25 protein-coding genes and 1 tRNA gene are annotated in these 25,789 nt (G+C 64.0%); 13 read left to right on the forward strand and 13 right to left on the reverse strand.

What is annotated here, in order from left to right; translation table 11 throughout:
* Positions 1 to 2: 2 nt before the first annotated feature.
* The 6 genes from ACWA13_RS13360 to ACWA13_RS13385 form a co-directional block, all read right to left on the reverse strand.
* Positions 3 to 1,130, reverse strand: a complete 1,128-nt coding sequence (locus tag ACWA13_RS13360; RefSeq protein ID WP_463934669.1) for a GNAT family N-acetyltransferase — start codon at positions 1,128 to 1,130, stop codon at positions 3 to 5.
* Positions 1,131 to 1,247: 117 nt separating this feature from the next.
* Positions 1,248 to 1,955, reverse strand: coding sequence for a 50S ribosomal protein L1 (gene rplA, locus ACWA13_RS13365; RefSeq protein ID WP_463934670.1), 708 nt, complete (start codon positions 1,953 to 1,955; stop codon positions 1,248 to 1,250).
* 237 nt (positions 1,956 to 2,192) lie between these two features.
* Complete coding sequence (gene rplK, locus ACWA13_RS13370; RefSeq protein ID WP_463934671.1) at positions 2,193 to 2,621, reverse strand: 50S ribosomal protein L11; 429 nt, start codon at positions 2,619 to 2,621, stop codon at positions 2,193 to 2,195.
* 130 nt (positions 2,622 to 2,751) lie between these two features.
* Positions 2,752 to 3,612: a transcription termination/antitermination protein NusG gene (gene nusG / locus ACWA13_RS13375; RefSeq protein ID WP_463934672.1), complete on the reverse strand. Its 861-nt coding sequence runs from the start codon at positions 3,610 to 3,612 to the stop codon at positions 2,752 to 2,754.
* Between the two features lie 112 nt (positions 3,613 to 3,724).
* Complete coding sequence (gene secE / locus ACWA13_RS13380; RefSeq protein WP_463934673.1) at positions 3,725 to 3,985, reverse strand: preprotein translocase subunit SecE; 261 nt, start codon at positions 3,983 to 3,985, stop codon at positions 3,725 to 3,727.
* A 95-nt stretch (positions 3,986 to 4,080) separates the two neighbouring features.
* Positions 4,081 to 4,153: transfer RNA gene (locus ACWA13_RS13385), tRNA-Trp, on the reverse strand.
* 332 nt (positions 4,154 to 4,485) lie between these two features.
* Here ACWA13_RS13385 and ACWA13_RS13390 point away from each other — a divergent pair.
* Positions 4,486 to 5,703, forward strand: a complete 1,218-nt coding sequence (locus ACWA13_RS13390; RefSeq protein ID WP_463934674.1) for a pyridoxal phosphate-dependent aminotransferase — start codon at positions 4,486 to 4,488, stop codon at positions 5,701 to 5,703.
* A gap of 16 nt (positions 5,704 to 5,719) precedes the next feature.
* Here the strand turns inward: ACWA13_RS13390 and ACWA13_RS13395 are convergent, their stop codons facing one another.
* A complete protein-coding gene (locus ACWA13_RS13395) occupies positions 5,720 to 6,373 on the reverse strand; it encodes a LuxR C-terminal-related transcriptional regulator (RefSeq protein ID WP_463934675.1) in 654 nt (217 codons plus the stop codon).
* Entirely contained in the window at positions 6,370 to 7,782 is a 1,413-nt protein-coding gene (locus ACWA13_RS13400) for an ATP-binding protein (RefSeq protein ID WP_463934676.1), read from the reverse strand. The genes ACWA13_RS13395 and ACWA13_RS13400 overlap by 4 nt, the downstream gene beginning before the upstream one ends.
* A gap of 124 nt (positions 7,783 to 7,906) precedes the next feature.
* Between ACWA13_RS13400 and ACWA13_RS13405 the strand changes: the two genes are divergently transcribed.
* The 6 genes from ACWA13_RS13405 to ACWA13_RS13430 all read left to right on the forward strand — a co-directional run bounded on the left by ACWA13_RS13405 (position 7,907) and on the right by ACWA13_RS13430 (position 13,398).
* Positions 7,907 to 9,454, forward strand: coding sequence for a PspC domain-containing protein (locus tag ACWA13_RS13405; protein ID WP_463934677.1), 1,548 nt, complete (start codon positions 7,907 to 7,909; stop codon positions 9,452 to 9,454).
* Between the two features lies 1 nt (position 9,455).
* Positions 9,456 to 9,722: a hypothetical protein gene (locus ACWA13_RS13410; protein ID WP_463934678.1), complete on the forward strand. Its 267-nt coding sequence runs from the start codon at positions 9,456 to 9,458 to the stop codon at positions 9,720 to 9,722.
* A 3-nt stretch (positions 9,723 to 9,725) separates the two neighbouring features.
* Positions 9,726 to 9,980 (forward strand): PspC domain-containing protein, encoded by a 255-nt coding sequence (locus tag ACWA13_RS13415; RefSeq protein ID WP_463934679.1) that lies wholly within the window; start codon positions 9,726 to 9,728, stop codon positions 9,978 to 9,980.
* Positions 9,981 to 10,163: 183 nt separating this feature from the next.
* Entirely contained in the window at positions 10,164 to 11,420 is a 1,257-nt protein-coding gene (locus ACWA13_RS13420) for an MFS transporter (RefSeq protein WP_463934680.1), read from the forward strand.
* 140 nt (positions 11,421 to 11,560) lie between these two features.
* Positions 11,561 to 12,583: an ATP-dependent 6-phosphofructokinase gene (locus ACWA13_RS13425; RefSeq protein WP_463934681.1), complete on the forward strand. Its 1,023-nt coding sequence runs from the start codon at positions 11,561 to 11,563 to the stop codon at positions 12,581 to 12,583.
* 80 nt (positions 12,584 to 12,663) lie between these two features.
* On the forward strand, positions 12,664 to 13,398 hold the full coding sequence (locus ACWA13_RS13430; RefSeq protein WP_463934682.1) for a GNAT family N-acetyltransferase: 735 nt from the start codon (positions 12,664 to 12,666) through the stop codon (positions 13,396 to 13,398).
* Between the two features lie 18 nt (positions 13,399 to 13,416).
* On the opposite strand, the gene ACWA13_RS13435 is transcribed toward ACWA13_RS13430, so the two are convergent.
* The 5 genes from ACWA13_RS13435 to ACWA13_RS13455 all read right to left on the reverse strand — a co-directional run bounded on the left by ACWA13_RS13435 (position 13,417) and on the right by ACWA13_RS13455 (position 17,983).
* A complete protein-coding gene (locus tag ACWA13_RS13435; protein ID WP_463934683.1) occupies positions 13,417 to 14,910 on the reverse strand; it encodes a DHA2 family efflux MFS transporter permease subunit in 1,494 nt (497 codons plus the stop codon).
* A gap of 46 nt (positions 14,911 to 14,956) precedes the next feature.
* Complete coding sequence (locus ACWA13_RS13440; RefSeq protein WP_463934684.1) at positions 14,957 to 15,352, reverse strand: ankyrin repeat domain-containing protein; 396 nt, start codon at positions 15,350 to 15,352, stop codon at positions 14,957 to 14,959.
* Positions 15,349 to 16,431: a CAF17-like 4Fe-4S cluster assembly/insertion protein YgfZ gene (gene ygfZ, locus ACWA13_RS13445; protein ID WP_463934685.1), complete on the reverse strand. Its 1,083-nt coding sequence runs from the start codon at positions 16,429 to 16,431 to the stop codon at positions 15,349 to 15,351. The genes ACWA13_RS13440 and ygfZ overlap by 4 nt, the downstream gene beginning before the upstream one ends.
* A 41-nt stretch (positions 16,432 to 16,472) precedes the next feature.
* Entirely contained in the window at positions 16,473 to 17,078 is a 606-nt protein-coding gene (locus ACWA13_RS13450; RefSeq protein WP_463934686.1) for a nitrobindin family protein, read from the reverse strand.
* Between the two features lie 170 nt (positions 17,079 to 17,248).
* Positions 17,249 to 17,983: a permease gene (locus ACWA13_RS13455; RefSeq protein ID WP_463937933.1), complete on the reverse strand. Its 735-nt coding sequence runs from the start codon at positions 17,981 to 17,983 to the stop codon at positions 17,249 to 17,251.
* 464 nt (positions 17,984 to 18,447) lie between these two features.
* Here ACWA13_RS13455 and ACWA13_RS13460 point away from each other — a divergent pair, with 464 nt between their 5' ends.
* From ACWA13_RS13460 to ACWA13_RS13485, 6 genes are all read left to right on the forward strand, one after another.
* Positions 18,448 to 19,146 (forward strand): winged helix-turn-helix transcriptional regulator, encoded by a 699-nt coding sequence (locus ACWA13_RS13460; RefSeq protein ID WP_463934687.1) that lies wholly within the window; start codon positions 18,448 to 18,450, stop codon positions 19,144 to 19,146.
* Positions 19,147 to 19,201: 55 nt separating this feature from the next.
* Positions 19,202 to 20,206: a mycothiol synthase gene (mshD, locus tag ACWA13_RS13465; RefSeq protein WP_463934688.1), complete on the forward strand. Its 1,005-nt coding sequence runs from the start codon at positions 19,202 to 19,204 to the stop codon at positions 20,204 to 20,206.
* Positions 20,207 to 20,356: 150 nt separating this feature from the next.
* Entirely contained in the window at positions 20,357 to 22,606 is a 2,250-nt protein-coding gene (locus tag ACWA13_RS13470; RefSeq protein ID WP_463934689.1) for an RNA degradosome polyphosphate kinase, read from the forward strand.
* A gap of 10 nt (positions 22,607 to 22,616) precedes the next feature.
* Positions 22,617 to 23,585, forward strand: a complete 969-nt coding sequence (locus ACWA13_RS13475) for an NUDIX hydrolase (protein WP_463934690.1) — start codon at positions 22,617 to 22,619, stop codon at positions 23,583 to 23,585.
* A gap of 100 nt (positions 23,586 to 23,685) precedes the next feature.
* Complete coding sequence (locus ACWA13_RS13480; RefSeq protein WP_463934691.1) at positions 23,686 to 25,380, forward strand: hypothetical protein; 1,695 nt, start codon at positions 23,686 to 23,688, stop codon at positions 25,378 to 25,380.
* Positions 25,380 to 25,787, forward strand: coding sequence for a GntR family transcriptional regulator (locus ACWA13_RS13485; protein ID WP_463934692.1), 408 nt, complete (start codon positions 25,380 to 25,382; stop codon positions 25,785 to 25,787). The genes ACWA13_RS13480 and ACWA13_RS13485 overlap by 1 nt, the downstream gene beginning before the upstream one ends.
* Positions 25,788 to 25,789: the final 2 nt, after the last annotated feature.

A 25,789-nucleotide genomic window follows, 5' to 3' on the forward strand; every position in this document is an offset into this window, starting at 1 on the left:
ACTCAATTCAGCCGTTTTTGCCACTCACCTTGATACCCGGCGGGCCTGAAACCAAGCGAGATGTTAATCGCCAGCATATGCCGGTTCTCCACGGCGTTCCACGTCAAGACATGCCGCGCGTCCTGCCATTCCCGATTGGCCCGGCGAAGGTTCGCGATTTTGACGCGCATCCCGAGGTTGCGCCCCCGATGGCCGGAAACGACGAGGGTGTCCTGCTGGAACGCCGTCCTCGAGCCGGGCCGCCAATTCAGCTCGGTGTAGGCCACAAGCTGCCCGCTGACGGGGTCCTTGGCGGCTGTCAGTAACGACTCATACCCGCTGAGGGCAAGCTGCCTTTCTGCGCGCCGCACCCGTTCGGCGTCCCAGTCTTCCTCTTCCCAATCCAGGCCGGCAGTAGGGACGTCAGTGCTCATGCGACGCTTGAGTGCGGCAAATCCGTCCAGCAGCTCCTTCGGACAGGATCCACGCCACCAGACCAGTTCGTATCCGGACGCCTGCGGAAGGATGGCTGCTTCCTGCTCGGCCAGCCTCGGTTCAATCTCCTCAAGGTCCACTCGGCTGGACTGTTCCACCTGCTCCAGCTGATATCCGGCTGCCGAGGCAAAGGCAATGGCCGGCTCGGACAGCGGCAGGGCCCCGGAGCCGGAATTCGCGGGCAAAAGGTCAGTGGCGCCGTCGAGCAGTCCGGCCGGGATCTCCACATATCCGTCCAGCGAAGTACGGCGTTCCCGCATGGCCACGTGCTCGGCAAACTCCAGCAGGGCTGTTCCGAGCCCCTGCATGCGGAAGGCCCGCGCCACGATCACCTGGATTCCCGCCGTCGCCGTGTTCTCCCGCAGCGGCAGCTCAACCGAGCACATCCCGGCAGGCTCACCGTCCATCCGCGCCAGGAACAGCCGCCGATCCTCGTAGGGCGTGCCCTGCCAGTGCACCAGGCTCTCCGCGCGGGTAGGACACCGGTCCAGGTCACCCCAGCGCTCCAGCTCCACCGCCTCGCGCAGTGCCTGGCAAGCAACGAAATCATCCGACGGCGGCACGTCGGCCGGAGTGCCGACGGGCTCCCCTGGTTCGATGTGCAGGGGAGGAACCGCCACGGCGGTGATGTCCAGGCTGCCCGTCCGCTTGCTCATCCTGCCAGCCTAAGCCTCTGCCCGCCCGGCCGCGACGAAAACCAGGGATGGATCAATCGGCAGTTAAACAGCAAAGCCGCCCGTGATGCCGGGCGGCTTTGCTTTGTTCGAAGAAGCTTACGCTTCGGTCAGGACCTTCGTGACGTTCGGGTCCACGGAGATGCCCGGGCCGAACGTGGTGGCCACGGTGGCCTTCTGGATGTAGCGGCCCTTGGAAGCGGACGGCTTCAGTCGGAGCACCTCTTCCAGTGCCGCGGCGTAGTTCTCGGCCAGCTTGAGGGCGTCGAAGGAAACCTTGCCAATGATGAAGTGAAGGTTGGAGTGCTTGTCGACGCGGAAGTCGATCTTGCCACCCTTGATGTCGTTGACAGCCTTCGCGACGTCAGCGGTAACGGTGCCGGTCTTCGGGTTCGGCATCAGGTTACGGGGACCCAGTACCTTACCGAGGCGGCCAACCTTGCCCATGAGGTCGGGGGTAGCCACGGCTGCGTCGAAGTCGGTCCAGCCGGCTGCGATCTTTTCGATCAGGTCATCGGAACCAACGAAGTCGGCGCCGGCAGCGATTGCTGCTTCTGCCTTGTCACCGTTCGCGAACACCAGGACGCGGGCAGTCTTGCCCGTGCCGTGCGGAAGGATAACCGTGCCGCGGACCATCTGGTCAGCCTTGCGGGGGTCAACGCCCAGACGGAAGGCAACCTCTACAGTGGCGTCGAACTTGGACGGGTTGGTGTCCTTGGCGAGCGTTACTGCTTCGAACGGGGTGTAGACGCTGTCTGTCCCGATCTTGGCGGCTGCTGCCTCATATGCTTTGCTGCGCTTTGCCATGCTGCTTATTTCTCCTTGTGCAGTTGTGGTCTGCGGACCGCGCTGGGCCCTGCCACAGTCGCCGTTCCGGCTGTTTTATCCAGCCCGGATCTTGCGACAATTTAATGTTTCGGTGGTGCCGGTTTCCCGGCGGGGAAGGCTTTTAGCCTTCCACGGTGCCTAATGCTCGAAAGTCTGTAGGACTCACTTCCGGCGAGTGCTTCGTTCCTCAGCCCTCACCGTCCGTTCATTCCGCGACTATTCGACGGTGATACCCATCGAACGGGCGGTACCGGCGATGATCTTTGCTGCACCTTCGAGGCTGGTGGCGTTGAGGTCTTCCATCTTGGTGGTGGCGATCTCGTTAACCTGGGCCTGGGTGAGCTTTGCAACCTTGACCGTGTGCGGGGTGGGGGAACCCTTGGCTACGCCGGCAGCCTTTTTGATGAGTTCCGCAGCCGGCGGGGTCTTGGTGATGAATGTGAATGAACGGTCTTCGTAGACCGTGATTTCCACGGGGATGACGTTGCCGCGCTGGGATTCCGTCGCAGCGTTGTACGCCTTGCAGAATTCCATGATGTTGACACCGTGCTGGCCAAGCGCAGGACCGATCGGCGGGGCCGGGTTAGCGGCACCTGCCTGGATCTGCAGCTTGATGAGGCCGGTGACCTTCTTCTTGGGAGCCAATGTAGGGTCCTTCTCTCAATTACGTCCTGGGGCACAGGAGCGTGCCTCAGGTTTTTGGCCGCCATGGCGAGGCGGCCGGCCGTTCCGCCGCTGCTAAGCGGGCAGTTGCGGAACGAATTCTGTGATGGTGCTAGATCTTGCTGACCTGGTTGAACGCCAGGGTGACAGGGGTTTCGCGTTCGAAGATGGACACGAGGACCACCAGGGTCTGGGAATCGACCTTGATCTCGGAGATCGTGGCGGGAAGGGTCTCAAAGGGGCCTTCCTTGACGATGACGGATTCGCCAACTTCAAAGTCGATGTCCACGGGAGCCTGGCTCTGCTTGTTGACCGGCTTGCCCTTCTCGGCCTGCTCTTCTTCGAAGACGGGAGCGAGCATGGAGAAGACCTCGTCAAGGCGCAGCGGGACCGGGTTGTGGGCGTTGCCCACGAAGCCGGTGACACCGGGAGTGTGGCGGACGGCGCCCCAGGAAGCATCCGTCAGGTCCATCCGGACCAAGACGTAGCCGGGGATGCGGACGCGGTTGATGACCTTGCGCTGAGCGTTCTTGATCTCAACGACTTCTTCCATGGGCACCTGGATTTCGAAGATGTAATCTTCCATGTCCAGGGTCTGGATGCGGGTCTCAAGGTTTGCCTTCACGCGGTTTTCGTAACCTGCGTAGGAGTGGATGACGTACCAGTCACCCTCCTGGCGGCGCAGCTTGGCCTTGAACTCTTCAGCGGGATCGGCAGCAGCAGTTGCCGCGGCAGCAGCGAGGGCATCTGCTTCGCTGCCTTCCGCGCCTTCTGTATCGGCAGCACCTTCGGAGTCGTCCGCGTCTTCCGCGGGCTCGGCGTCTTCGCCTGCAAGGACGTCTTCGTCGGACTCGCCGGCGGGCGCAGCAGACTCAGCCACGGACTCATCGCCGGCGCCAGCCGTAGCCTCTGCCGTGTTGTCCGTGGACTCTTCCAGCTCAGTCCCGGTTACCTCGAGCTCCTGCTCAGACACTTGGTCTCCTGCTTCCTCATTGCTAAACATGCTATTTAAATGGCTCAATTCCACAGACCCCGTGAAATTGCTCCGGTTACCGGAGATTCACGCAGCCTGCGGAGCTATAGCCCTACTGGTCCGTTGAACCCGAGCTGCCGAAGACCCAGCCGACGGCGGTTCCAAACCCGATATCAAGCAGGCTGACGATGACCATCATGATGGCCACAAACACCAGCACCACAATGGTGTAGTTGATCAGCTCTTTACGGGTGGGAGACACCACTTTCTTCAGTTCGCCAATAACCTGGCGGACGAAGAGAGTAATGCGGGCGAAGAATCCAGCCTTTTTAGCCGGGCTGCCTTTGGAGCTGCCCGCAGCCGTTTCGGTCACCAGAGCCTCACTCTTCTTTGCGATGTCGGTTTACCCGGTCCGGAGCCGGACCATGTTGCTGCGCTGGCTCCGGCTACCCGCCGGAACAGCTTGCGCAGGGCAGACAGGACTCGAACCTGCAACCTGCGGTTTTGGAGACCGCTGCGCTACCAATTGCGCCACTACCCTATGGATCAAAAACACTTCCGGAGGTGCGCCGGCCCAGCAGATACCAAGGCAATTACCAGGGCAATTACCGAGACAATTCGAAAGGCATAACGCATCGTCCGTGTTTTCAACACCGGTGAACCAGTCTACGCAAGAACTTGCCTTACGTCGAACCAGCGTCCCCGGGCGTGTTTCTGCGGCATGTTGGAGCGGAACCTGATGGGCGTTCGCGCGTTTTCCGGGGGTTCATATTTGATCCGGCAAAGCCTGGAATATCTGGCGAACAGCATAGAGTAGGAGCCGAACCAATCCACCAAACCAGCCCCGTGCTGCCAGTGACGAACGGACCTGCCATGTCTGCCGCCCGCGTTTCCCGCCGAATCTCCGCCATCGCCGAATCCGCCACCCTCGCCGTGGATGCCAAGGCCAAGGCGTTGAAGGCCGCTGGCCGGCCTGTCATCGGATTCGGCGCCGGCGAGCCGGACTTCCCCACGCCGGACTACATCGTCAAGGCAGCCGTTGAGGCGGCCGGCCAGCCGAAGTACCACCGCTACTCCCCCGCGGGCGGGCTGCCCGAACTGAAGAAGGCCATTGCCGCTAAGACGCTGCGCGATTCCGGTTACGCCGTGGACCCGTCCCAGGTGCTGGTGACCAACGGCGGCAAGCAGGCCGTCTACAACACCTTCGCCACCCTGGTGGATCCGGGCGACGAAGTCATTGTCCCCACCCCGTTCTGGACCACCTACCCGGAGGCGATCCGCCTGGCTGGCGGTGTACCCGTAGAGGTCTTCGCGGGCCCTGAACAGGACTACCTGGTCACCGTTGAGCAGTTGGAAGCCGCGCTGACGGAGCGAAGCAAGATCCTGCTGTTCGTCTCGCCGTCCAATCCCACCGGCTCGGTGTACTCGCCGGAGCAGGTCGCGGAGATCGGCAAGTGGGCCGCGGCCAAGGGCCTTTGGGTGGTCACCGATGAAATCTACGAGCACCTCACGTACGACGGCGTCCCGTTCACCTCCATCGCCACCGCCGCTCCCGAACTCGGGGACAAAGTTGTGATCCTGAACGGTGTTGCCAAGACCTACGCCATGACCGGCTGGCGGGTTGGCTGGATGATCGGTCCGGCCGACGTCATCAAGGCAGCCACCAACCTGCAGTCGCACGCAACATCCAACGTCTCGAACATCATGCAGGTCGCGGCACTGGCAGCGGTCTCCGGTCCGCTGACCGCCGTCGACGAGATGAAGGTGGCCTTTGACCGCCGCCGCAAGGCGATCGTTGCCGGACTCAACGCGATCGAAGGTGTCGAATGCCCGACGCCGACAGGTGCCTTTTACGTCTACGCGGACGTCCGCGCGCTGCTGGGTAAGGAATTCCCGACGGCGGCCGGTTCTGCCACGCCGTCGACCTCGGCAGAACTTGCCGCCCTGATCCTTGATGAGGTGGAGGTGGCTGTTGTACCCGGCGAGGCATTCGGCCCCTCCGGCTACCTGCGCCTGTCGTACGCGCTCGGTGACGAGGACCTGGCCACCGGCGTTGCGCGGCTCCAGGACTTCCTGGGTAAAGCCAAGTAAGGGTTCTCACGAGCTGCTAGAGGAGGCGGCGTTCTGCTGCCCATTTGGTCAGCTCGTGCCGGCTGGACAGCTGCAGCTTGCGAAGCACTGCCGAGACGTGGGTTTCCACGGTCTTGATGCTGATGAACAGTTCCTTGGCTACTTCCTTGTAGCTGTAGCCCCGGGCGATCAGCCTCATCACTTCGAGCTCGCGGGCTGAAAGGCGATCAAGTTCGTCGTCGGCGATATCGGCCGGTGCCGTGCCGAAGGCGTCCAGCACGAACCCTGCAAGCCGTGGGGAGAACACCGCATCGCCTCCGGCCACCCGGAACACCGCGCTGGTGATTTCCGCCCCGGATATGGTTTTTGTGACGTAGCCGCGGGCACCGGCGCGAATGACAGCTACGACATCCTCCGCGGCGTCCGAGACACTCAAGGCCAGGAATTTGGTACTGCCCAGCAGCGGAGCGGAACCGGCGATGACTTCGCGCCCGCCGCCGCCCAGCCCGCCGGGCAGGTGGACGTCGAGAAGCACGACGTCGGGACGCATCTGCGCGATGACGGCGATGGCCTGTTCAACGGTTGCGGCCTCGCCCACGACGTCGATCCCTTCGCCCAGGTCTGCCTTGAGCCCGGACCGGAAGATCGCATGGTCGTCCACAATGACCACCCGTGCAGATTGCTGTGTCATGGCTTTGCCTCCACATTTTCCGTACCGGCCGGCAGTGTCAGGCGGACCTCGGTACCTTCACTTGAACTGGTGATAACCGCTTCTCCGCCATGGCGTTTCATGCGGCCGATGATCGATTCCCGTACTCCATAACGGTCAGGCGGCAGGGCCTGCGGATCGAATCCCGGCCCGCGGTCGCGGACAAAGACTTCGGCGCCGTTCCCGGCAATCTCCGCATAGACGGATACTGTTCCACCCCCATGGCGGGCGGCGTTGAACATGGCCTCGCGGGAAGCCTGGACCAGGGCTTCGTGCTGTTCGGTCACCAGGGTGTCCCCAACGGTCACCACCTCGACGGCGTTACCCAAGGCATCCTCGACCTCGGCCGCTGCTGCCTTGATCCGCTCGGATAGCTGTGCGGGATCCGCGGCCGTGTCCCGATACAGCCAGGCACGCAGCTCCCGTTCCTGGGCACGGGCCAGCCGGACGACGTCGTGCTCGTTGCCTGCCCGCCGCTGGATCAGGGCGAGGGTCTGGAGGACAGAGTCGTGAAGGTGGGCGGCAATCTCTGCCCGCTCGGTTTCACGGACCCGGCCGGCCCGCTCGATCTCGAGATCGCGCCAGAACTTCAGGCCCCAGGGCAGCAGTACCAGGGCTACTCCCCCCAGCACGGCCACGGATGCGAGGAGTGCCAGCCAGGTCTGCTCCCATGACCCCGAGCCGGAGACCGTTACCAGCACGCCGGCCACTACCAGGGCCAACCCCGCAGCCACCCGCACCCAGCCGCCCTGCTGGCGTGCACCGGCCTTTTCCAGCAGGCCAGTGCGGCGGTTTTCGTCCAGTTGCATCCATGCGATGGCAGCCCCGCCCAGCACTGCAGCCGCCGGAATGATGGTGCCCAACGGGACATTGGCACCGAGCATTTGTGCAATCAGGATCCCTGCCACCAGGAGCAGCCCGGAGCCCAGGAGGATTTCCTTGCCGTAGGAAATGGTGGACCAGCCGCGGAGGCTCCCGTTGACGCTGCCATCCACTGTGCGGCCATTGAAGTCGGTGGGACTGCTGGGCTCTCTGCGGCCGTCAGAGCCCGCGCCGCCCTGCCGGGCACCAGTTTCGTGGCCAGCGCCGGGTGCTGGGGGCCCGGCCGGCCACAAACCAACGCTGGGATCAAAGGGCTGACTGACGGCGGGAGCAATGGGCGACGCCGGGCGGCGGGCATTGCGCCGGGCCGCTTCATCAGCAGTGGGAACCATAATCCACAGCCACGCATAAAAGACAGCACCCGAGCCGCCCAACACGGCCGCGAGCGCCATGGCGATCCGGATGTTCCGCACCGGCCAGCCAAGGTGCTGGGCGAGGCCCGAACACACCCCGGCAATCATGCGGTCTCCGCTGCGAGTCAACGGAGGGCGGAGGGGAGCGGCGGTCATGATCCAATCCAAACACGGATCAGGGCACCCCGGAGCGGAATCAGCCGCCAACCGGGGGTGACTCAGGGCGCGTTCAGGGTGTCCCCCAGTAGAGCGGATACCCCTACCAGGGAAGGATTGAGGCATGAACACTCAGCACCCCACCCCTGAAGACCCCGCCGGCCCGGAAGGTGCCGGCGCGGGCCACACGCCGGAGCCAGGCGCCGGTTCCTCAACCAATCCCACAGAACCCCTCCCCCGGTCCACGGACGGACAACCAGGCGGGGAGCCCGGTGGCGGCTACCGTACCGGACAGGACGCCGGCGGATCCGCCGGGCCCACGCCTCCTGCGCCGCCAACCATGGCACCGCCTCCCCAGGACTTCTTCAGCTGGGTCCGCAGCCGTGGCATCCAGCGCGGATCGAACCGCTGGGTAGGCGGCGTTTCCAGTGGCGTCGCAGCGAGGCTCGGCATCGACCCGATCATCGTTCGCGGAATCTTCATCGTGCTTGCCCTGTTCGCAGGGATCGGGGTCCTTCTTTACGGCATCGGCTGGGCCTTCCTGCCGGAACCGGACGGCCGTATCCATGTTCAGGAAGCCGCCGCGGGCCGGTGGACAGGTGGAATGACAGGGTCCCTCGTTACAACCCTGCTGGGCTTCGGCGGGCTGGGTGGCGGTTATTGGGGCGGCGAGCGCGGGCTCGGTGGCTTCCTGTGGGCCTGCTTCTGGCTGGGCATCGTTGTCCTGGTGGTTTATCTGTTGGTCGACAGGGGCCGCCGACATACCGCAACTGCCGGCCACACCGGCGGTTCCTACGGAACTACCAGCTACGGAACTACCAGCTATGGAACTACCAGCTACGGCGCCCCCGACTACTCCGCTGGTTCGGCACCCTATACAACGCCAACGCCTTACACGGCGCCCTATGCCGCTCCGTATGTGGCTTCGGGCGGCGCCCCCTACCAGGCACCCTATGGCGAAGAACCTCATGGTCCGGGTTCGGCAGGAACGCCGCTGCGCCCGGCACCACCTGCCAAGCCCCGCCCGTCCGGCCCCGGGGCGCCGGCCGTGGCCATCACTGCAGGGATCGCACTTCTGGTGGCCGGCGGCCTGAAACTCCTCGACGCCACCAACATGATCAACCTGGGCGATGCACCCAACGGATCAACCCATGGAGTAACCGCAGTGGCTCTGGCCGCAGCGGCCGCTGTGCTGGGTATCGGGATTGTCCTCTCCGGAGCCCGGGGCAAAACCTCCGGGCTGCTGAGCTTCCTCGCCGTCATCGCCCTCCTGGTGAGCGCCGCATTCAATGTCTCCCACCACAACAACCGCTTTGCTACCAACGGCGTGGTCTGGACCCCCGCGACCGTTCAGGAAGCCAGGCAGGGCTACGACATTACGGGAGCACGGGGAACCATCAACCTCACCGATCTGGACCTTGACGCCCCCTTGCGTTCCGACGTCGAGGTCCCCCTGGACATCACAGCCAGCGACTTCACCGTGATCATCCCCGACGACGTGCCGGTGCGGATCAGCGCAGACATGACCATGGGCAACATCCAGGAACGTGGCGGCGACCGCGGCGGGATTTCCACCAGGGAAAGCAGCTACAACACCGAACTTCCAGGCTCAGCCCTGGTGGTCAGCATTGATGGCACCTTCAGCAACGTGACCATCAAGGAAGGAAACTGACATGTCTACAGTCGAGCCGGATCCCGCTGCCGGGGCCCCCGAGAATCACGACGGCGGCACTCCCCGCGGCCGAGTCGGAACCATTGTGTGGGGGCTGATTATCGTCGCCCTCGCGGTCCTCATCGTCATCTCACAGCTGGGCATCGTTACTCTGAACGGAACGTACGTCCTGGTGGGCCTGATGATCGGCGCCGGAGCCGCTCTGGTGATCGGCGGCATCATTTCCGCCCGAAAGCGTGACAATGGCACCTCAACAGGGAAGGCTTGAGCCATGGACAAGTTTTTCAGCATTGTCAGGGGCCTTGGCCTGAACCGTGGACCGCAGCGTTGGTTCGGTGGCGTCCTGGGTGGGATCGCCGCCAAGCTCAACGTGGAAGTGGCCTACGTACGGATCGCCTTCCTGCTGTTCTGCCTGCTGCCAGGCCCGGCCATCATCTTCTACCTGGCAGCCTGGCTGGTCCTGCCGGATTCGAAGAACAACAGGATCGTCCTGGAGTCGTTCCTGGACAAGCGGTCGATTAACTGAGCGCAGTTCACGACCTCATCTGGAAGGCCGTCGCACCCGTAAGGGAGCGGCGGCCTTCTGCCGTCTGCCCTGGCCAAAACCTGCACTGTCCCCTAACGTTGACCTAAAATCGTGAACGTTCACGATAATTCGCAGGCTTCGCCCAAGGCGTCCGGCCTTCCCAAGATGAGACTAGAGACCCTTATGACCATTGCGCCACTCCTGGACCGGCGGCCCACGCGCGACACACGACGTGCCCGCCTTGGCGTGAACATTTTGTTTTTCACGAACGGCGCTATCTTCGCCAGCCTTCTCCCGAGATATCCGGACATCAAAGCAGAGCTCGGCCTCACGAATGCCGCTTTCGGGCTCGCCATTGCGGCTTTTCCTGTTGGTGCCATTCTGGCCGGACTGAGCGCCGGCCCGCTCGTTCGCCGGTTTCGGTCCTCCAGGGTGGCAATCGCAGCCGCAGTCTTGTCCTCCGTGGGGATACTCCTGGCCGGAAACGCGCCCGTCTGGGCGGTCCTTGCTGCCGGCCTTTTTATTGCCGGCGCCATGGACTCGATCACCGACGTTGCACAGAACTCCCATGGCCTTCGCGTACAGCGGCTTTACGGAAGGTCGATCCTCAACTCGTTCCATGCCGTATGGAGTGTCGGCGCCGTCCTGGGAGGCACCCTGGGCGCTGCCGCTGCCGGGATGGAGATAACGAGGCCCTTCCACTTAGGTCTGACGGCGCTGATTTTCAGCCTCATGGCCGTGTTTTCCCACCGCTTGCTGCTTGCCGGCCCGGAACCGCTTGAATCCAACGTCGAGGGCGCCTCAGACCAAGTCAAGGTGGCCGGAGGGAACCCTAAACATCCAGCTCGCCAGTCAATGGCCAAGTACGGGGCGCTTCTGGCCCTGGTGATTATTGCCTCGGCCGGAGCCCTCGTCGAGGATTCGGGCAGCACCTGGTCGGCCATCTACCTCTCCGGCTCCCTTGGGACATCTGCTTTTCTGGCCGGCGCAGGCTTTATCGCTCTCCAGGGGATGCAGTTTGTGGGCAGGATACTTGGCGATCGGATGGTGGACCGCTTCGGCCAACGCGCCGTTGCACAGGCCGGGGGCTTCATTGTCCTGCTGGGAATGGGCGTGGCCCTTTCTTTCCCGACCGTAATTGGAAGCATTATCGGGTTTGGACTCGCCGGTTTCGGAGTTGCCACGCTCATCCCTGCAGCAATGCACGCCGCCGACGAACTTCCGGGGTTCCGGCCAGGCGCAGGCCTCACCATCGTCAGCTGGCTGCTTCGCCTCGGCTTCCTCCTCGCGCCGCCGCTGGTGGGTGCGATTGCTGATGCCTCATCCCTGCGACTCGGACTCCTGGTGGTCCCCGTCGCAGGCCTGCTGGTAATCATCTTCGCCCGGGTCCTCTCGCCCAGCGCCAAAGACCCCATGACGGCAGGGAGCGGGCGCCCTTAAAAATAGCCTTCCGCCGGAGCGTCCATAGCAGCCCTCGTGTAACCGGTTTGTGTCGTACCCCACACTCCCCACTAGACTCTATGTGAGCTCAGCGTGGCGCTCTGCCTGTATTCCTTCCAACCAGGATTGAGCCAGAGATAATGAAAATTGGAATCCTCACCAGCGGCGGCGATTGCCCCGGGCTGAATGCTGTCATCCGCGGCGCCGTACTTAAAGGCATCATCCAGGGCCACGAATTCGTGGGCTTCCTCGATGGCTGGCGCGGCGTGGTCGAAGGTGACGTCATCGACATCCCCAGGACCATGGTGCGCGGCATCGCCAAGCAGGGCGGAACCATCCTTGGTACCTCCCGCACCAACCCGTTCGAAAACGGCGGCGGTCCGGAAACCATTAAGGCCCACATGGACCGCATGGGCATTGACGCCATCATCGCCATCGGCGGCGAAGGAACCCTTGCCGCAGCCAAGCGGCTCACGGACGTTGGGCTGAAGATCGTTGGCGTGCCCAAGACCGTGGACAACGATCTTGACGCGACGGACTACACCTTCGGCTTCGATACGGCCGTCCAGATCGCCACCGAGGCCATCGACCGGCTCCGCACCACGGGTGAATCCCACCACCGCTGCATGATCGCCGAGGTCATGGGCCGGCACGTCGGCTGGATTGCCCTGCACGCCGGCATGGCTGCCGGTGCCCACGCCATCCTCATCCCGGAAAACAGCACCAGCATTGAACAGATCTGCGAATGGGTGCAGGAAGCCCACGACCGCGGACGCGCGCCGCTGGTGGTAGTCGCTGAGGGTTTCGTTACGGCGTCCATGGAGACCCCGCACTCGGAGCGTGGCCTGGACACCTTCGGCCGTCCCCGTCTTGGTGGCATCGCGGACCAGTTGGCGCCGGAGATCGAGGCCCGCACGGGAATTGAAACCCGTGCCACCATCCTTGGCCATATCCAGCGCGGCGGCGTGCCTTCCGCCTTCGACCGTGTCCTTGCTACCCGGCTGGGCATGGCTGCCGTGGACTCCGTTGTGGAGGAGCGCTGGGGCACCATGGTCTCGCTCAATGGTACGGACATCGCCCATGTCGGCTTCGAACAGGCGCTGGGCAAGCTCAAAAGCGTGCCACAGCACCGGTACGACGAAGCCGCTGTCCTGTTCGGCTAGGCCTTCTGCCTTGAACGGCGGCCCGCACCGGGCGCCGGGCCGGCGCTAAGCCGGGCCCCGGACGTGGGTAGGCTGGGACCATGACTTTGGACCATGGCAGCGCAGAGATCATCCAACTCGCCTGGGCCCGGCATCTTGGCTTGGCTGACCACACCTTTGGTGAAGCGCTCAGCAGCGGCGAACGCATTGTCCGGGTTGATGACTCGGCCTCCAGCGTCCAGTTTGTCCGGCTTTTTGGCGCATCTGCCCTGGTAGGCCCGGCTTGGGCGGTGGAGGCCGCTGCGACGATTCCGGACGAGGACCTGGCACAGCATGTCACCCTGATGACGCTCGCCCGCGGCCATGGCGGGCACGGCCTGGGTGCCACCGCGCTCTTCTTCGCAGACGACCTGCCGCTTCAGCAGCCGTCGGGGGAGCTGACCGTCTCGCATGCGGACCGGGACGCAATCGAACTGGAGTCGCGGTGCCCACCGGACGACGTCAATGAAGTTGGCCTGGCGGAGCTGACCCACCATTACACAGTGATCCACGACGACGATGGCCGCAAGGTGCCCATTGCCAGCGCCGGATATACCGAATGGGAGGGCCTGCTGGCGCAGCTGGGCGTGCTGGTGGCCCCCGATTGGCGGCGCCGGGGCCTGGGCTCCCTGGCTGCCTCCATCGCCGCCCATGAGGCTTTGGCCTCGGGACTCACCCTGCAGTGGCGCGCCGAAGTCAGCAACACAGGTTCGCTGGCTATAGCCCGAAGTCTGGGATTCGTCACCGGCGGCATCCATACAACCGTGCTGCTGGGCAGCCCGGCTTCGAAAAGGTAGTGGTCTGGAGGAACCTGGTCAGCCCTGCTGAGCGGACCGGGCGCGACTCAGCTCCGGCTTGTCCCAATCGATGGCGGCCTTAGGCTTTTCGTAGAACAGCACCACGGCCGCGCCCAGGAGCACCACGGCGGCCGGCAGCATGATGGACTGGCCCATCGCCGTCGAAAATCCTGCGTGCAGTGCCTCAGGCAACTGCCCGGAGAACTCGGACGCCCCGCCGCCTGCCCCTGCCGGCAGCTCGGCGGCCAAGCGCGCCTGGATCAGCACGGCGATGGCCGCGCTGCCCAGCACGGAACCGATCTGCCGGGTGGTGTTGTAGACGCCCGATCCCGCACCGGCCTGCCGTGGCGGGAGGTTGCGCGTAGCTGTGGTACCCAGCGGCGCCCAGATGCCCAGGTTGGCAAAGCCGAGGACCGCGCTGGGCAGCAGGAACATCAGGATGGGGGTGTCCGGCCTCATCAACAGGGAGTTCCAGGCCAGCGCGACGGCCATCAGGACCAGCCCCGCGCAGTTTATGAACTTGGGGTTGACGCGGTCCAGGTAGCGTCCCACGACCGGTGCCAGCCCGGCCATGATGAGGGCCATCGGCACCATCAGCAGCGCCGACTGGGTGGGCGTCAGTCCGCGGACCATCTGGTAGTAAAAAATGAGCGGCAGGCTGAAGGAGGTGACGGCGAAGCCTACGGCCGTGATGCCGATGTTCGCCAGCGAAAAGTTCCGGTCCCTGAAGAGCCCCAGGGGCAGCAGCGGCTCACCCTTGCTGTATTTCTGCCAGGCGACGAAGGCGATCAGAACCACTGCTCCGGTAATGATCAGGGACCACACAGAGATGGGTCCGACGATGGTGCCCCAGTTGTAGGACTCCCCTTCCTGGATGCCGAACACCAGCAGGAAGAGCCCGACGGCGCTGAGCACCACGCCGGGGATATCGAACCGGTGGGGATGCGTGGACAGCGACGGGACGAAGCGCCAGGCCAGGACGAAGCCCACGATCCCAATGGGCACGTTGATGAAGAAGATCCATTCCCAGCCCAGGCTGTCCACCAGGACTCCGCCCAAGATGGGCCCCACCAGGGTGGCAACGCCTGCTGTGGCACCCCAGAGCCCCATGGCTGCGCCCCGGCGGTCCGGCGGGAAGATGCGCGTAATGACGGCCATGGTCTGTGGTGTCATCAGCGCTGCACCGAGTCCCTGGAAAACGCGGGCTACGATCAGCATGCCGATATCGGTAGAGAGGCCGCACCAGAGTGAGGCCAGGGTGAACAGCACCAGCCCGCCCAGATACAGGTTCTTGGGTCCGAACCTGTCGCCCAGCCGGCCGCTGACCAGCAGCGGCACGGCGTACGCCAGAAGGTAGGCGCTGGTCACCCAGATCACCGCGTTGATGTCTGCCTGAAGGCTTTCCATGATGCGGGGATTGGCCACCGAGACAATGTTGATGTCGATCAGGATCATAAAAAACCCGATCACCAGAGCCCACAGCGCAGCCCACGGCCTGTTCACTTCTTCCACAACCAACTCCCCCTGCAATGCCGGCCGGCGCCGGATGTAATCCAAACTAGCCCAGCAGCTCCAGGATGTCCTTGCGGTCAAACATCCCGGCAGCTGCGCGGGCCGAGGGTGTTCCGGCATCCGGATCCGCGCCGGCTCCAAGAAGCACCCGGGCGACGTCGGTGTAGCCCTTGAAGGCGGCCCCGGCCAAGGGGGTCTGGCCACGGTCGTTGATGGCGTTCGCGTCAGCACCGTGGCCCAGGAGCAGCTGAACCGTATCTGCATGTCCGTGATAGGCCGCAAGCATCAGCAGGGAGTCGCCGGCGGCGTTGGTCAATGTCGCCGGCGCCCCGGCTTCGAGGTAACGGGCAAGCAGCGCAGCGTCACCGGCCCGGGCGCCATCGAAGAGCGTATGGGCAAGGTCGACGGCGTCTGCATCCGGGGCAGGCTGGGAATCGGTCATCGGGTCCCCCTCAGGAATCCTGTCTGGCGCCCGACTACCTGGCCGGCGTCGGGGGCAACGATCACTTCCTGGGCGGCGGTGTAGGGTTCGTCGCCGTCCATCACAGTCAGTGTTTCATCCGGGGCAACGGAACGCTTAACAACAGCCAATGCGACCGGGCCCATCTCGTAATGCTGGCTGACGGACGTGACCGTGCCGACCTTGCGGCCGCCGGCCATGACCTCACTGCCGGCCGACGGAAGGGTGTGCTGGGAACCGTCCAATTGCAGGAACACCAGGCGGCGCGGCGGATGGCCCAGGTTGTGCACGCGGGCGATAGTTTCCTGGCCCTTGTAGCAGCCCTTGGACAGGTGCACGGCGGTGCGGAGGAGATCCAGTTCGTGGGGGATGGTGCGATCGTCGGTTTCGGCACCCCAGCGTGGGCGCCACGCGGCGATCCGCAGGGCTTCCGCTGCCCACGCCCCAGCCAACTGGCGGTCTCCCACCGTGGTTTCCAGCTCTGCCGCGGGAACGAGGTACTCGAACCAGGGGCGTTCAAGGCCGGGGTGCTGGTCCTCGCTGATGATCGAGTACGAATAGCCGCCCGTGGTGACATTGGGCCATGGGTCCTGCCAGACCGTCAGGCCCGACCATTCCTCCACAGGACGCGTTGAACCAACCACTGCCCAGTCCCCGGAGAGGTCCGCAATATCAACCCGGAGCATGAACTTCATCCGGTTCAACCACTCAGCCAGCGGTGCAGCCTCGGCGGCCTCGACCAGCAGCCAGGTGGTCCCGCCGTCGTCCACTACCCTGGCGTCATATTCGATCCTGCCCTGCACACTGAGCAACAGCAGTTCGGTGGACTGTCCCGGGGGCAGCTGGGTGAGCTGCTGTGAGGATAGTGTGTTCAGCCAGCTGAGGCGGTCCGGACCGCTGACCGTGACCACACCGCGGTGGGAAAGGTCGACGACGGCACTGCCATTAGCCAGTGCGCGCTGTTCCCGCAGGGGCTCACCATAGTGGGAGGCCACTCCGGTGTCCAGGCCGGCGGCTTCGACGGCGCCGGGGCGCAGCAACAGAGGGCTTTTAGAGTTCATAACCGAAAGAACGTCCTGTCCTGCCGGCAGTATTCCCAAGGTCAGCCCGCAACGCGTTTAAGGAAGGCGGAAGCGTGTGCTTCCAGGCCTTTGCCTTCTTCTATTCCTGCATCCCAGCGCCACAGCAGGTTGCCATCCACCAGGCCGAAAATCCGGGTGGCTGCTGAGTACTCCTTGGAGTGGCTGCCCCGCATCACCATGTCTGTCGCGAGCTGGATCTGCGGGCCCTTGATCTGGCCGTAGTACAGCTCGGTGATGCCGCCCGGGTGAGTGATGGAGACGGAGATGTCGAAGCCGCCCTCTGCATTGCGGAGTGCTTCCACCTCGTCAGCGCTCTTCAGTGCCGGAACGATGTCCGCTGGAGTAAGCCCCGGGCCGACGTCCGCGTCCAACTGCTTGCGCTCCAGTGCCCAGAAGCCGATCTCCACTGACAACGGACGCAGGATGGTGCCCTCTTCATCCGTCAGCCAGCTCTCCGCGCGGTACTGAAGATAGGGCTGGCCGTTGTGGGTGAAGGAAACCTTCTGGACGAAGTGCTCGGAATCCTCGTCGCCGCTGCCAAGCCGCCCGCTGCCTTCCCACTCACCGATGAGCCAGGAAAGCGGGACCAGTTCAGGGGTCAGGTCTGTGGGAATCTCAATAGGCACAGCAATTACCTCTAGCGAATTCAGGGGCGCCTGCAGGCGTTACTTCTGGCCTTTGAAGAGGCGGTAAACGACGTAACCGGCGAACCAGGCCATGGCGATGCCGGCGATGCCAAGCAGGACAAGGAAGAAAATTTCGAATGCGAGAACAGACATGCTGACATCCTAACGTGTTAGTAGATAAGAAGTTTGTCTATGAAGTAGGCCAGGGAACCCACTGCCAGGACAGGTGCAATCCCTACACTGAGCCCCGCCGGAACGCTTATCGGACCGGTATGCAGGGTGGCCAATCTGCGGAAACTGACCAGGACGGCGCCTACTACCACGCCGAATATTGCAGTGGGCAGCACGGCAATATCTGAAAACACCAGCCCGGCCAGCGGGCCGGACAGGCCGGCCACGACAATGCCCAGCGGCGCCACAATCCTGTCTGGCCAGCGGATCAGGCACACGAGGAGTGCGACGGCGGCGCTGACGGCAGCAATGGCCAGCATCTCCCGGACCCCGTTAAATCTTGCCCCGGCGATCCAGCCGGCCCCAAGGCAGGAGAGCAGCACTCCGGCGCAGCTTCCCAACGTGGATTCAAGGCGCTTGGCCTGCCCCGTCCCGCGCAGCAGCTGCACAACAAAGACGGCGATGAAACCCATGGCCATAAAGGCCGGGGTGGCGTCCAGGTAGCCGGGGGCGGGAAGAGTATGGGCAGCCCAGGCGGAGCCGACACCCGGCAGCGCGATCACGGCTGCCAGGGTTTTCCGCGCAGGTACTTCGAGGAAGTGCGGCCAGCCGTAGCCCGTCACCAGGGCAGCCGCGACGGCTACACCCAGGAGGACTTGCGGTGAGGTGTAGACGCCAGCAAGTATGGCGCCCAGGCACAACAGTCCGGCAAGACCGATCAACCACGGTTGCACGGATATTCCGCGTACATCGTCATCCGGACCTTGGCCGTGATGCATGTTCCCTCCGGAAGGGCCGTCATCTCCGGCGGAATCGTAACTGGCGGCGTCCGCTTTCACTTCTGGACTCACTTTCGCTGCATTCCCATCCTGGCTGTACTTCGCTGACTGTAGTTTGCATGCAATTGCGCCCCGCAAGGGAGTTCGGGCCCTGTCCCTCCAATCCTGCCCTATGTGACCTGCATATGTCCTAAACCAGCCTGTCGTGAGGCCTGCTGCAGTGATTCAGGGCACCTTGCTGGGTATACTCGTTCTTCAGCTAAGCATTCTGTGCAGGTGCCGGACGGTGAACGGTTGCGGTGGAAACGTCGCAGCAACTTCCGATCACCCAAACCGCAATCCTGTGCAGGCTGCCAGTACCGGCCGGTGAAAACCCGGTTCAGACGCTCAATGATGCGCGGACGGCCCTTGGAGGAATAATGTCGCACATCCTGTTACTGACGAACAGCACCGGCTCTTCGGTTGATATCCTGCCTGCCCTTGAGCTGCTGAACCACCGGGTCCACATTCTTGCCGCCGAGCCCACGGCACTCCTGGAAACCGATCCCTGCGACATCGTCCTGCTCGATGCCCGCAAGGATCTGGTGGGAGCACGCTCACTGACCCAGCTCCTGAAGGCTACCGGCCTCAGCGCTCCCCTGGTCCTGATCCTCACCGAAGGCGGTATGGCCGCCGTCTCCTCTGCCTGGGCCGTGGACGACATCGTGCTCGATTCGGCAGGTCCTGCAGAGGTTGAGGCCCGAATCCGCCTATCGATAGCCCGTGCCGTACCGGAAGCAGAGGACACCCCCTCCGAAATCCGTGCCGCCGGCGTCGTCATCGATGAAGCCAGCTACACCGCACGGGTCAACGGCACGCCGCTGAACCTGACCTTCAAGGAATTCGAGCTCCTCAAGTACCTGGCCCAGCACCCCGGGCGGGTCTTCACCCGCCAGCAGCTGCTCACTGAAGTATGGGGCTACGACTACTACGGCGGCACCCGCACAGTCGACGTCCACGTGCGGCGCCTGCGGGCAAAGCTGGGCGCAGACCACGAAAACCTGATCAGCACTGTCAGGAATGTCGGCTACCGGCTGACGCTGGTGCGACATCAGGAAGACGAACTCACCGAGGCCTGATCTGCCTGGCCCGGTTGCCATGCCTGACCTGCCGGCGTGCGTATAGCCTTGGGCTATGAGTCCCGCACATCCGGAATCCTGGCCAGTCCTGTCCATTAAAGGCGGGCTGGATGCTCCACTGCTTCACGACGTCCGCGATCTCCTGGCAGCCGTCCAGGAATCCGACGGCAATCCTCCGCTGTCCGAACAAACAGTCATCACGCTCAGTACCGAGGCAGCCGGTTCTGCCGGCGTCAGCTCGTTGTTGCTGTACGCGCCCGAGGACAGCTCCCGCGCCGGCAGTTCCGCCGGCCCGGACGTTCATCAGGCGGGCGGCTCTGATCTGGCCGGTACCGCCGTCGTGGTTGAAGAACCGGACGGGACCGGGACGCTGGAGGTGGCCATCCATCCCAGTTACCGGAATCTGGGCGCAGCAGACCGCCTGATCGGCGAACTGCAGAGGACCAGGGGGTTGTCCGGCCTGCAGGCATGGGCCCACGGCAGTCATGTGGCAGCGGCTGAGTTGGCCACCCGTTACGGCTTCGGCCCGGTCCGGGAACTATGGAAGATGAGGCTGACGGACGGCACTGCGGGGCTGCCCGACGTCGGCCTCCCGGACGGGGTGACACTGCGCAGCTTCGTGCCCGGACAGGATGAGGATGCGTGGCTGACCGCCAATAGCGCGGCCTTCGCGCACCACCCGGAGCAGGGTTCCATGACCCGCGCGGACCTGGAAGCCCGGATGGCTGAGGACTGGTTCGATCCGGCAGGCTTCCTCCTTGCCGAGGACTCCTCTAGCACGTTGGTGGGATTCCACTGGACCAAGATCCATCCGGCCCACGGCGGTCACCCGCCGATCGGCGAAGTGTACGTCGTCGGAGTCACCCCGGCGGCCCAGGGCCTGGGCCTGGGCAAGGCCCTGACCATCGCGGGCATCAGGTACCTCCAACAACGGAAACTCCAGGCGATCATGCTGTACGTCGATGCGGACAATGCCGCCGCCGTTTCGTTGTACCGCAAGCTGGGTTTCACACGCTGGGATATGGATGTCCTCTATGGGCGGTTGGCGGAGCGTCAGTAAGCGTTTGCCAAAGGTTAATGCTCTAGCCTCAAAATGCGCCATGGCTTGCCGGATACCAGGGCCTCGGGCGCAGCGAATGATTGTAAGGTTGAAGCAGACTCGCGCCGGCTGCCGGTCCCGCACCAGCCCGTGCCACCAAAAGGAGACACCATGCAACCTGATACCGCCGATGCAGCGATGACGGAGGTCGCAGTACCTCCTGCCCGGGCGCGCTTTGGTTCCTCCGAAGTCCCGGCGTCACGTGCCACCCAGGACCGGATCGATATCCCGGAATTCGCCCCGAACCTCGAACCCGACGGCGACATCCGCCCGGACCGGTTCCTGGACCGGGAGCTGAGCTGGCTGTCCTTCAACGCCCGCGTGCTGGAGCTTGCCGAAGACCCTAAGCTCCACCTGCTGGAGCGGGTGAGCTTCCTCTCCATTTTTGCGTCCAACCTCGACGAGTTCTTCATGGTCCGGGTGGCCGGGCTCAAACGCCGCATCGCTACCGGCCTGGCGGTCCCGTCGCCGGCCGGCCTTAGCCCGGTGGAGGTCCTCGAGAAGATCAGCGAGGAAGCACACCGCCTGCAGCAGCGCCATGCACAGGTTTTCGCCGAACAAATCCGCCCCGCATTGGCCTACGAACACATCCACCTGATGCACTGGGATGAACTTGATGACGCAGCCAAGCAGCAGCTGAGCGAGATGTTTGCCGAGAAAGTCTTCCCCATCCTGACGCCGCTGGCCGTCGATCCCGCACACCCGTTCCCGTATATTTCCGGACTCTCCCTGAACCTCGCCGTGGTAGTCCGCAACCCGGTGAGCGACAAGGAACTCTTCGCCCGCCTCAAGGTCCCGGACCAGCTGCCCCGGCTCATTTCCATCGATGGTCCGCGCGCCGGTGCTGTGGCCGGCCGGGTGGCCCGGTTCATTGCCCTCGAAGAGGTTATTGCCGTCCACCTGGACAAGCTGTTCGCTGGCATGGAAGTCCTGGAGCACCACATCTTCCGGGTTACCCGCAACGAGGATGTCGAGGTGGAAGAGGACGACGCCGAGAACCTGCTGCAGGCGCTGGAAAAGGAACTGCTGCGCCGCCGGTTCGGCCCGCCCGTCCGCCTCGAAGTCACCCACGACATCAACCCGAACATCCTGGCCCTGCTGATCCGGGAGCTCGGCGTTGAACAGTCAGAGGTCTACTCGGTTCCGGCGCCCCTCGACCTGCGCGGGCTCTCGGTTATCGCCGGAATCGACCGCGCGGACCTGCACTACCCTAAGCAGGTTCCCCACACTTCCCGCTATCTCAACGAATCCGAGACGTCCAAGGCGGCCAACGTCTTCGCAGCGATGCGCCGCCGGGACATCCTGCTGCACCACCCTTACGACTCGTTCTCCACCTCGGTCCAGGCTTTCCTTGAGCAGGCAGCAGCCGATCCCAAGGTCCAGGCAATTAAGCAGACGCTGTACCGCACCTCCGGCGACTCCCCCATTGTTGATGCCCTGATCGACGCCGCTGAGGCCGGTAAGCAGGTCCTGGCGCTGGTGGAAATCAAAGCGCGCTTTGATGAACAGGCCAACATTTCCTGGGCCCGCAAGCTGGAACAGGCCGGCGTCCACGTGGTGTATGGAATTGTGGGCCTCAAAACCCACTGCAAACTTTCCCTGGTGGTCCGGCAGGAAGTTGACGGCCTCCGTCGCTACTGCCACATCGGCACGGGTAACTACCACCCACGGACAGCACGATATTACGAGGACCTCGGTCTCCTGACTGCTAACGAACAGGTTGGCGAGGACCTCTCCAAGCTGTTCAACCAGCTGTCAGGCTACGCGCCCAAATCCACCTTCAAGCGGCTGCTCGTGGCGCCGCGCTCCGTCCGTTCCGGCTTGATTGACCGGATTGAAACCGAGATCAGGAATGCCCGCGCCGGCCTGCCGGCACGGGTGCAGATCAAGGTTAATTCGATGGTCGATGAAGCCATCATCGACTCGCTCTACCGTGCCTCCCAGGCCGGCGTGCGCGTTGATGTAGTGGTCCGCGGCATTTGTTCCCTTCGCCCGGGCGTGCCGGGCCTGAGCGACAACATCACGGTCCGCTCCGTCTTGGGCAGGTTCCTCGAGCACTCGCGGGTATTTGCCTTCGCCAATGCCGGCGATCCTGTGGTGTACATCGGCTCGGCGGACATGATGCACCGGAACCTTGACCGTCGCGTGGAGGCCCTGGTCCAGCTGACCAACGCCGAGGACATCACGTATGTGCATGACCTCCTGGAACGGTACGTTGACCCGGCCACGTCCAGCTGGCACCTGGACAACGGTGGCAACTGGACAAGGCATCACCTTGCCGAGGACAAAACCCCGCTGGCTGACATCCAGTCCTGGCTTCTGCGGTCCCGTTCACGCCAGCGGTCCCTGACCCGGCGCTAGGACCGTGGACTTGGTCAGCGACAAACCGATAACAGACCAGGCCGAACTCCTGGATGAACCGGTGGCAGTCACTGCCGCCGGCGCCCTTCCGTGGCGCATCGTCAAGGACCGGCTCGAGGTGCTGTTGATCCACCGGCCGCGCTATGACGACTGGTCCTGGCCAAAGGGCAAGCTGGACCCGGGCGAGACCATTCCCGAATGCGCCGTCAGGGAAATCGAAGAGGAAATCGGACTGCGGGCGCCACTGGGCATCCCCCTGCCCTCCATCCGTTACCGGGTGGCATCCGGCCTTAAGGTGGTCCACTACTGGGCTGTCCGGGTTGAAGGGACGCTGCTGCGCCCGGACGGCAAGGAAGTGGATGCCGTGAAATGGTGCTCACCGGAATCGGCCGCCGCCATGCTGTCCAATCCGTCCGACGTCGGGCCTCTTCGGTATCTCGCAGCAGCCCATGAACGCGATGAGCTGCTAACGTGGCCGCTGATCATCCTCCGGCACGCCAAAGCCAAGCCGCGTTCTTCCTGGACCAGGGCAGAAGGCGAACGTCCTCTCGCTGCCACCGGCGTCCGCCAGGCGCAGGCCGTCAAACGCCTGCTTCAGGCGTGGCGGCCCCTGCGTGTGGTCACCAGCCCGTGGGTGCGCTGCATTGCCACTGTGGCGCCCTATGCCAAAGCGGTGGATGCGAAGATCAAACGGATTGAGGCGCTCACCGAGCACCGGCACGCCCGAAACCCGAAGAAGACGGCAGCGGTCGTCGAGTGGTTGTTCGACAAGCAGCGGCCCGTGGTCCTCTGCACCCACAGACCGGCGTTGCCTACAGTGCTAAGCCAGTTGGGGGAACACATGCCGCCACGGCTCCGGTCGCTTCTTCCTCACTCGGATCCGTACCTTGCTCCGGGTGAGATGATCATCTGCCACATAGCCATCGGAAAGAAGGAGCGGATCGTTTCCGTGGAGCAGTTCAAACCGTTCGACGACTGAGTCCTTTTCCCTTCCCGGGGACCGATCGCTTGACCGCCGCCGTTTTGTATCAAATACTTGATACATTGATACAAAACCTGGTACGGGCGTTGGGGGACATGTGGGCTTTCCGGAACTCGGAGTCACCTTTGCCGGTGTGCCTCCGTTGGTGCTGTTGTGGCCCCTGGCCCTGGCAGTTGGCGTGTACGTCTTGCTGCGATGGGTGATTGTTGCGCCAGGCGGCAGGGCCACAGCGGAATCCATCTCGCAGCACGCGCTTTGGATCGGCATCATGGGCTGGATGGGGAGCTCGCTGCAGGGCGCGGTGAACGCCGGCATCCTCCGCAGCACGCCGTACGACAGCCACACGCCTTCGAGCACTTCCGAGATACTCACCGCCCTGGCCTTGCCGATCCTGACCGTGCTGGCAATTCATGCCGTTGGTCAAGTCACGTATCCGGAGCCGCTGAAGACCCACCGGACAGCACCCCTTTCCGTCAGGCGCATTGCCGACTTCCTGCCACGCAATCTTGCATGGATCACCGCTGGAATCTTTATTGCTACGGCTTTAGCTATCTGCTACACGGCGACACTTCCCGGTTATGGAGCCATCCCGCCCACAGAAATTTCCCCTGACCCGAACGCGAATCCTTCATCCGGTCCTATGTATCGGGACGCCGGGAGGGATGGGCGGATCCCGGGGTACCTGCTGGCCGCTTACCTCGGCGGCGCCCTCGCTGTCCTGGCGCTGGGCACATGGGCGGTCCTGGCGCTCATTGCGCGGCGTCGGCAGTTGGAGACCCTCGATCCTGCTGATAACGACCTCCTGCGGACCATCGCCATGAACCGGCTGCTGCGCACCGTGGCAACTGTTGCCGGCGGGTTGCTTGCCATCGCCGGCAGTTACGCCGCCCTCCCGGATCCTGCTCTACCCCGGCCCAGCGTCTGGGTCAACTATCCGGGCTTCATTTCCATGGGCATCCTGCTGGTGATGTGGGGGTGGCGGCCACCCCGGCTCACTTCGCTGCTGGCTACCCGTCCGGACCGTTCGCTCACCGCGCCCGGAGAGGCCGCCCAGCCGGCAACCCGGCTGATCGTTTCCATGGGCGCTGCCCTGCCTATGGCCGCAGTCGGGGCAGCCCTGCTTCTTCTGGTTCTGCCGTTCGGCGTGGTCGTGCTGACGCAGCCAGCCATCCTGGTTGCCGTTATGGCAGGGGCAGTCCTGCTCACCATCGCGTTCGGTGAACTCCTGCTCCAGCGAAACTACGGCCGGCCTGGCACCGAAAAGGCCATGCCCCGCCAGCCGATCAGCCCGGCGCTTTTCACGGTGGCTGTTGTGGCTGCGGCCGTCTTCCTGACGGTCCTGGCAGTTACCATTCACGGTGACTTCACCGCCGGCGCGATGCTGTACGGGCCGGAATACCGATGGGTTGCTCCGGCCATCGCCACTGCCGTGGTCATGGTGCTGGCACTTGCGCCGCTGCTGCTCATCCGGCACCGGCAGAACTGTGGCGGGCACGTTGCCGGGCTCGATACGGCATTACGTGGCATCAGCATTTACCGGCTGGTACGCACCGTCGCCGCGTTCCTTCTGGCCCAGGGCGGTCTTCTGATGTCGAGCCAAAGCTTCGCCTGGCGCTGGCTCTTCGGCCTGGGCAACCCCTTGGCACCAACCGACGCGTACCTGAAATGGGATCCGGCCATGATCGCCGGCGCACTCCTGTGTGCAGCGGCGGTTGTCCTGGTGCTGATCCCTGTACGGTCCTTCGTCCCCCGCCATCAGGACTCCCCCGTCGAAGTGGTGCAGCACCGCTGATGGATCCCCTGCTGTCTGTTGACCTCACCTCCGCGACCCCGCCCTATGAGCAGATCCGCTCACAGATCAGCGCGCTGATCGCCACCGGAGCGTTGTCCCCGGGCAGTCGACTGCCCACTGTGCGCGCTCTGGCGGCCGACCTCGGCCTGGCCAGCGGAACCGTAGCCCGGGCCTACAAGGAGTTGGAGGCGTCCGGGCAGATCCAGTCGCGGCGGCGGGCCGGAACGGTGGTTGCCCCAACAGCGGGCGGAAGCGGCGGCAAGCCCGGGGTCACGGTGCCGTCCAAGGTGACTGACGCCGTCGACCTTTTGATCTCGGCGGGCCTCGAGGCACGCCTGAGCGACGAGCTTCTCCTGGATCTGCTCCGCAGCCAGCTGCGCCGGACGCGTACGGCCGGAAAGCCGTAGAC

It is taken from the genome of Pseudarthrobacter sp. TRD_SC_9 (assembly GCF_055361265.1).

Coding starts and splice junctions, on each gene's coding strand:
- ACWA13_RS13360 (WP_463934669.1), bottom strand. CDS start 1,130: ATGAGCAAGCGGACGGGCAGCCTGGACATCACCGCCGTGGCGGTTCCT.
- rplA (WP_463934670.1), bottom strand. CDS start 1,955: ATGGCAAAGCGCAGCAAAGCATATGAGGCAGCAGCCGCCAAGATCGGG.
- ACWA13_RS13390 (WP_463934674.1), top strand. CDS start 4,486: ATGTCTGCCGCCCGCGTTTCCCGCCGAATCTCCGCCATCGCCGAATCC.
- ACWA13_RS13395 (WP_463934675.1), bottom strand. CDS start 6,373: ATGACACAGCAATCTGCACGGGTGGTCATTGTGGACGACCATGCGATC.
- ACWA13_RS13400 (WP_463934676.1), bottom strand. CDS start 7,782: ATGACCGCCGCTCCCCTCCGCCCTCCGTTGACTCGCAGCGGAGACCGC.
- ACWA13_RS13405 (WP_463934677.1), top strand. CDS start 7,907: ATGAACACTCAGCACCCCACCCCTGAAGACCCCGCCGGCCCGGAAGGT.
- ACWA13_RS13410 (WP_463934678.1), top strand. CDS start 9,456: ATGTCTACAGTCGAGCCGGATCCCGCTGCCGGGGCCCCCGAGAATCAC.
- ACWA13_RS13415 (WP_463934679.1), top strand. CDS start 9,726: ATGGACAAGTTTTTCAGCATTGTCAGGGGCCTTGGCCTGAACCGTGGA.
- ACWA13_RS13420 (WP_463934680.1), top strand. CDS start 10,164: ATGACCATTGCGCCACTCCTGGACCGGCGGCCCACGCGCGACACACGA.
- ACWA13_RS13425 (WP_463934681.1), top strand. CDS start 11,561: ATGAAAATTGGAATCCTCACCAGCGGCGGCGATTGCCCCGGGCTGAAT.
- ACWA13_RS13430 (WP_463934682.1), top strand. CDS start 12,664: ATGACTTTGGACCATGGCAGCGCAGAGATCATCCAACTCGCCTGGGCC.
- ACWA13_RS13440 (WP_463934684.1), bottom strand. CDS start 15,352: ATGACCGATTCCCAGCCTGCCCCGGATGCAGACGCCGTCGACCTTGCC.
- ygfZ (WP_463934685.1), bottom strand. CDS start 16,431: ATGAACTCTAAAAGCCCTCTGTTGCTGCGCCCCGGCGCCGTCGAAGCC.
- ACWA13_RS13460 (WP_463934687.1), top strand. CDS start 18,448: ATGTCGCACATCCTGTTACTGACGAACAGCACCGGCTCTTCGGTTGAT.
- mshD (WP_463934688.1), top strand. CDS start 19,202: ATGAGTCCCGCACATCCGGAATCCTGGCCAGTCCTGTCCATTAAAGGC.
- ACWA13_RS13470 (WP_463934689.1), top strand. CDS start 20,357: ATGCAACCTGATACCGCCGATGCAGCGATGACGGAGGTCGCAGTACCT.
- ACWA13_RS13485 (WP_463934692.1), top strand. CDS start 25,380: ATGGATCCCCTGCTGTCTGTTGACCTCACCTCCGCGACCCCGCCCTAT.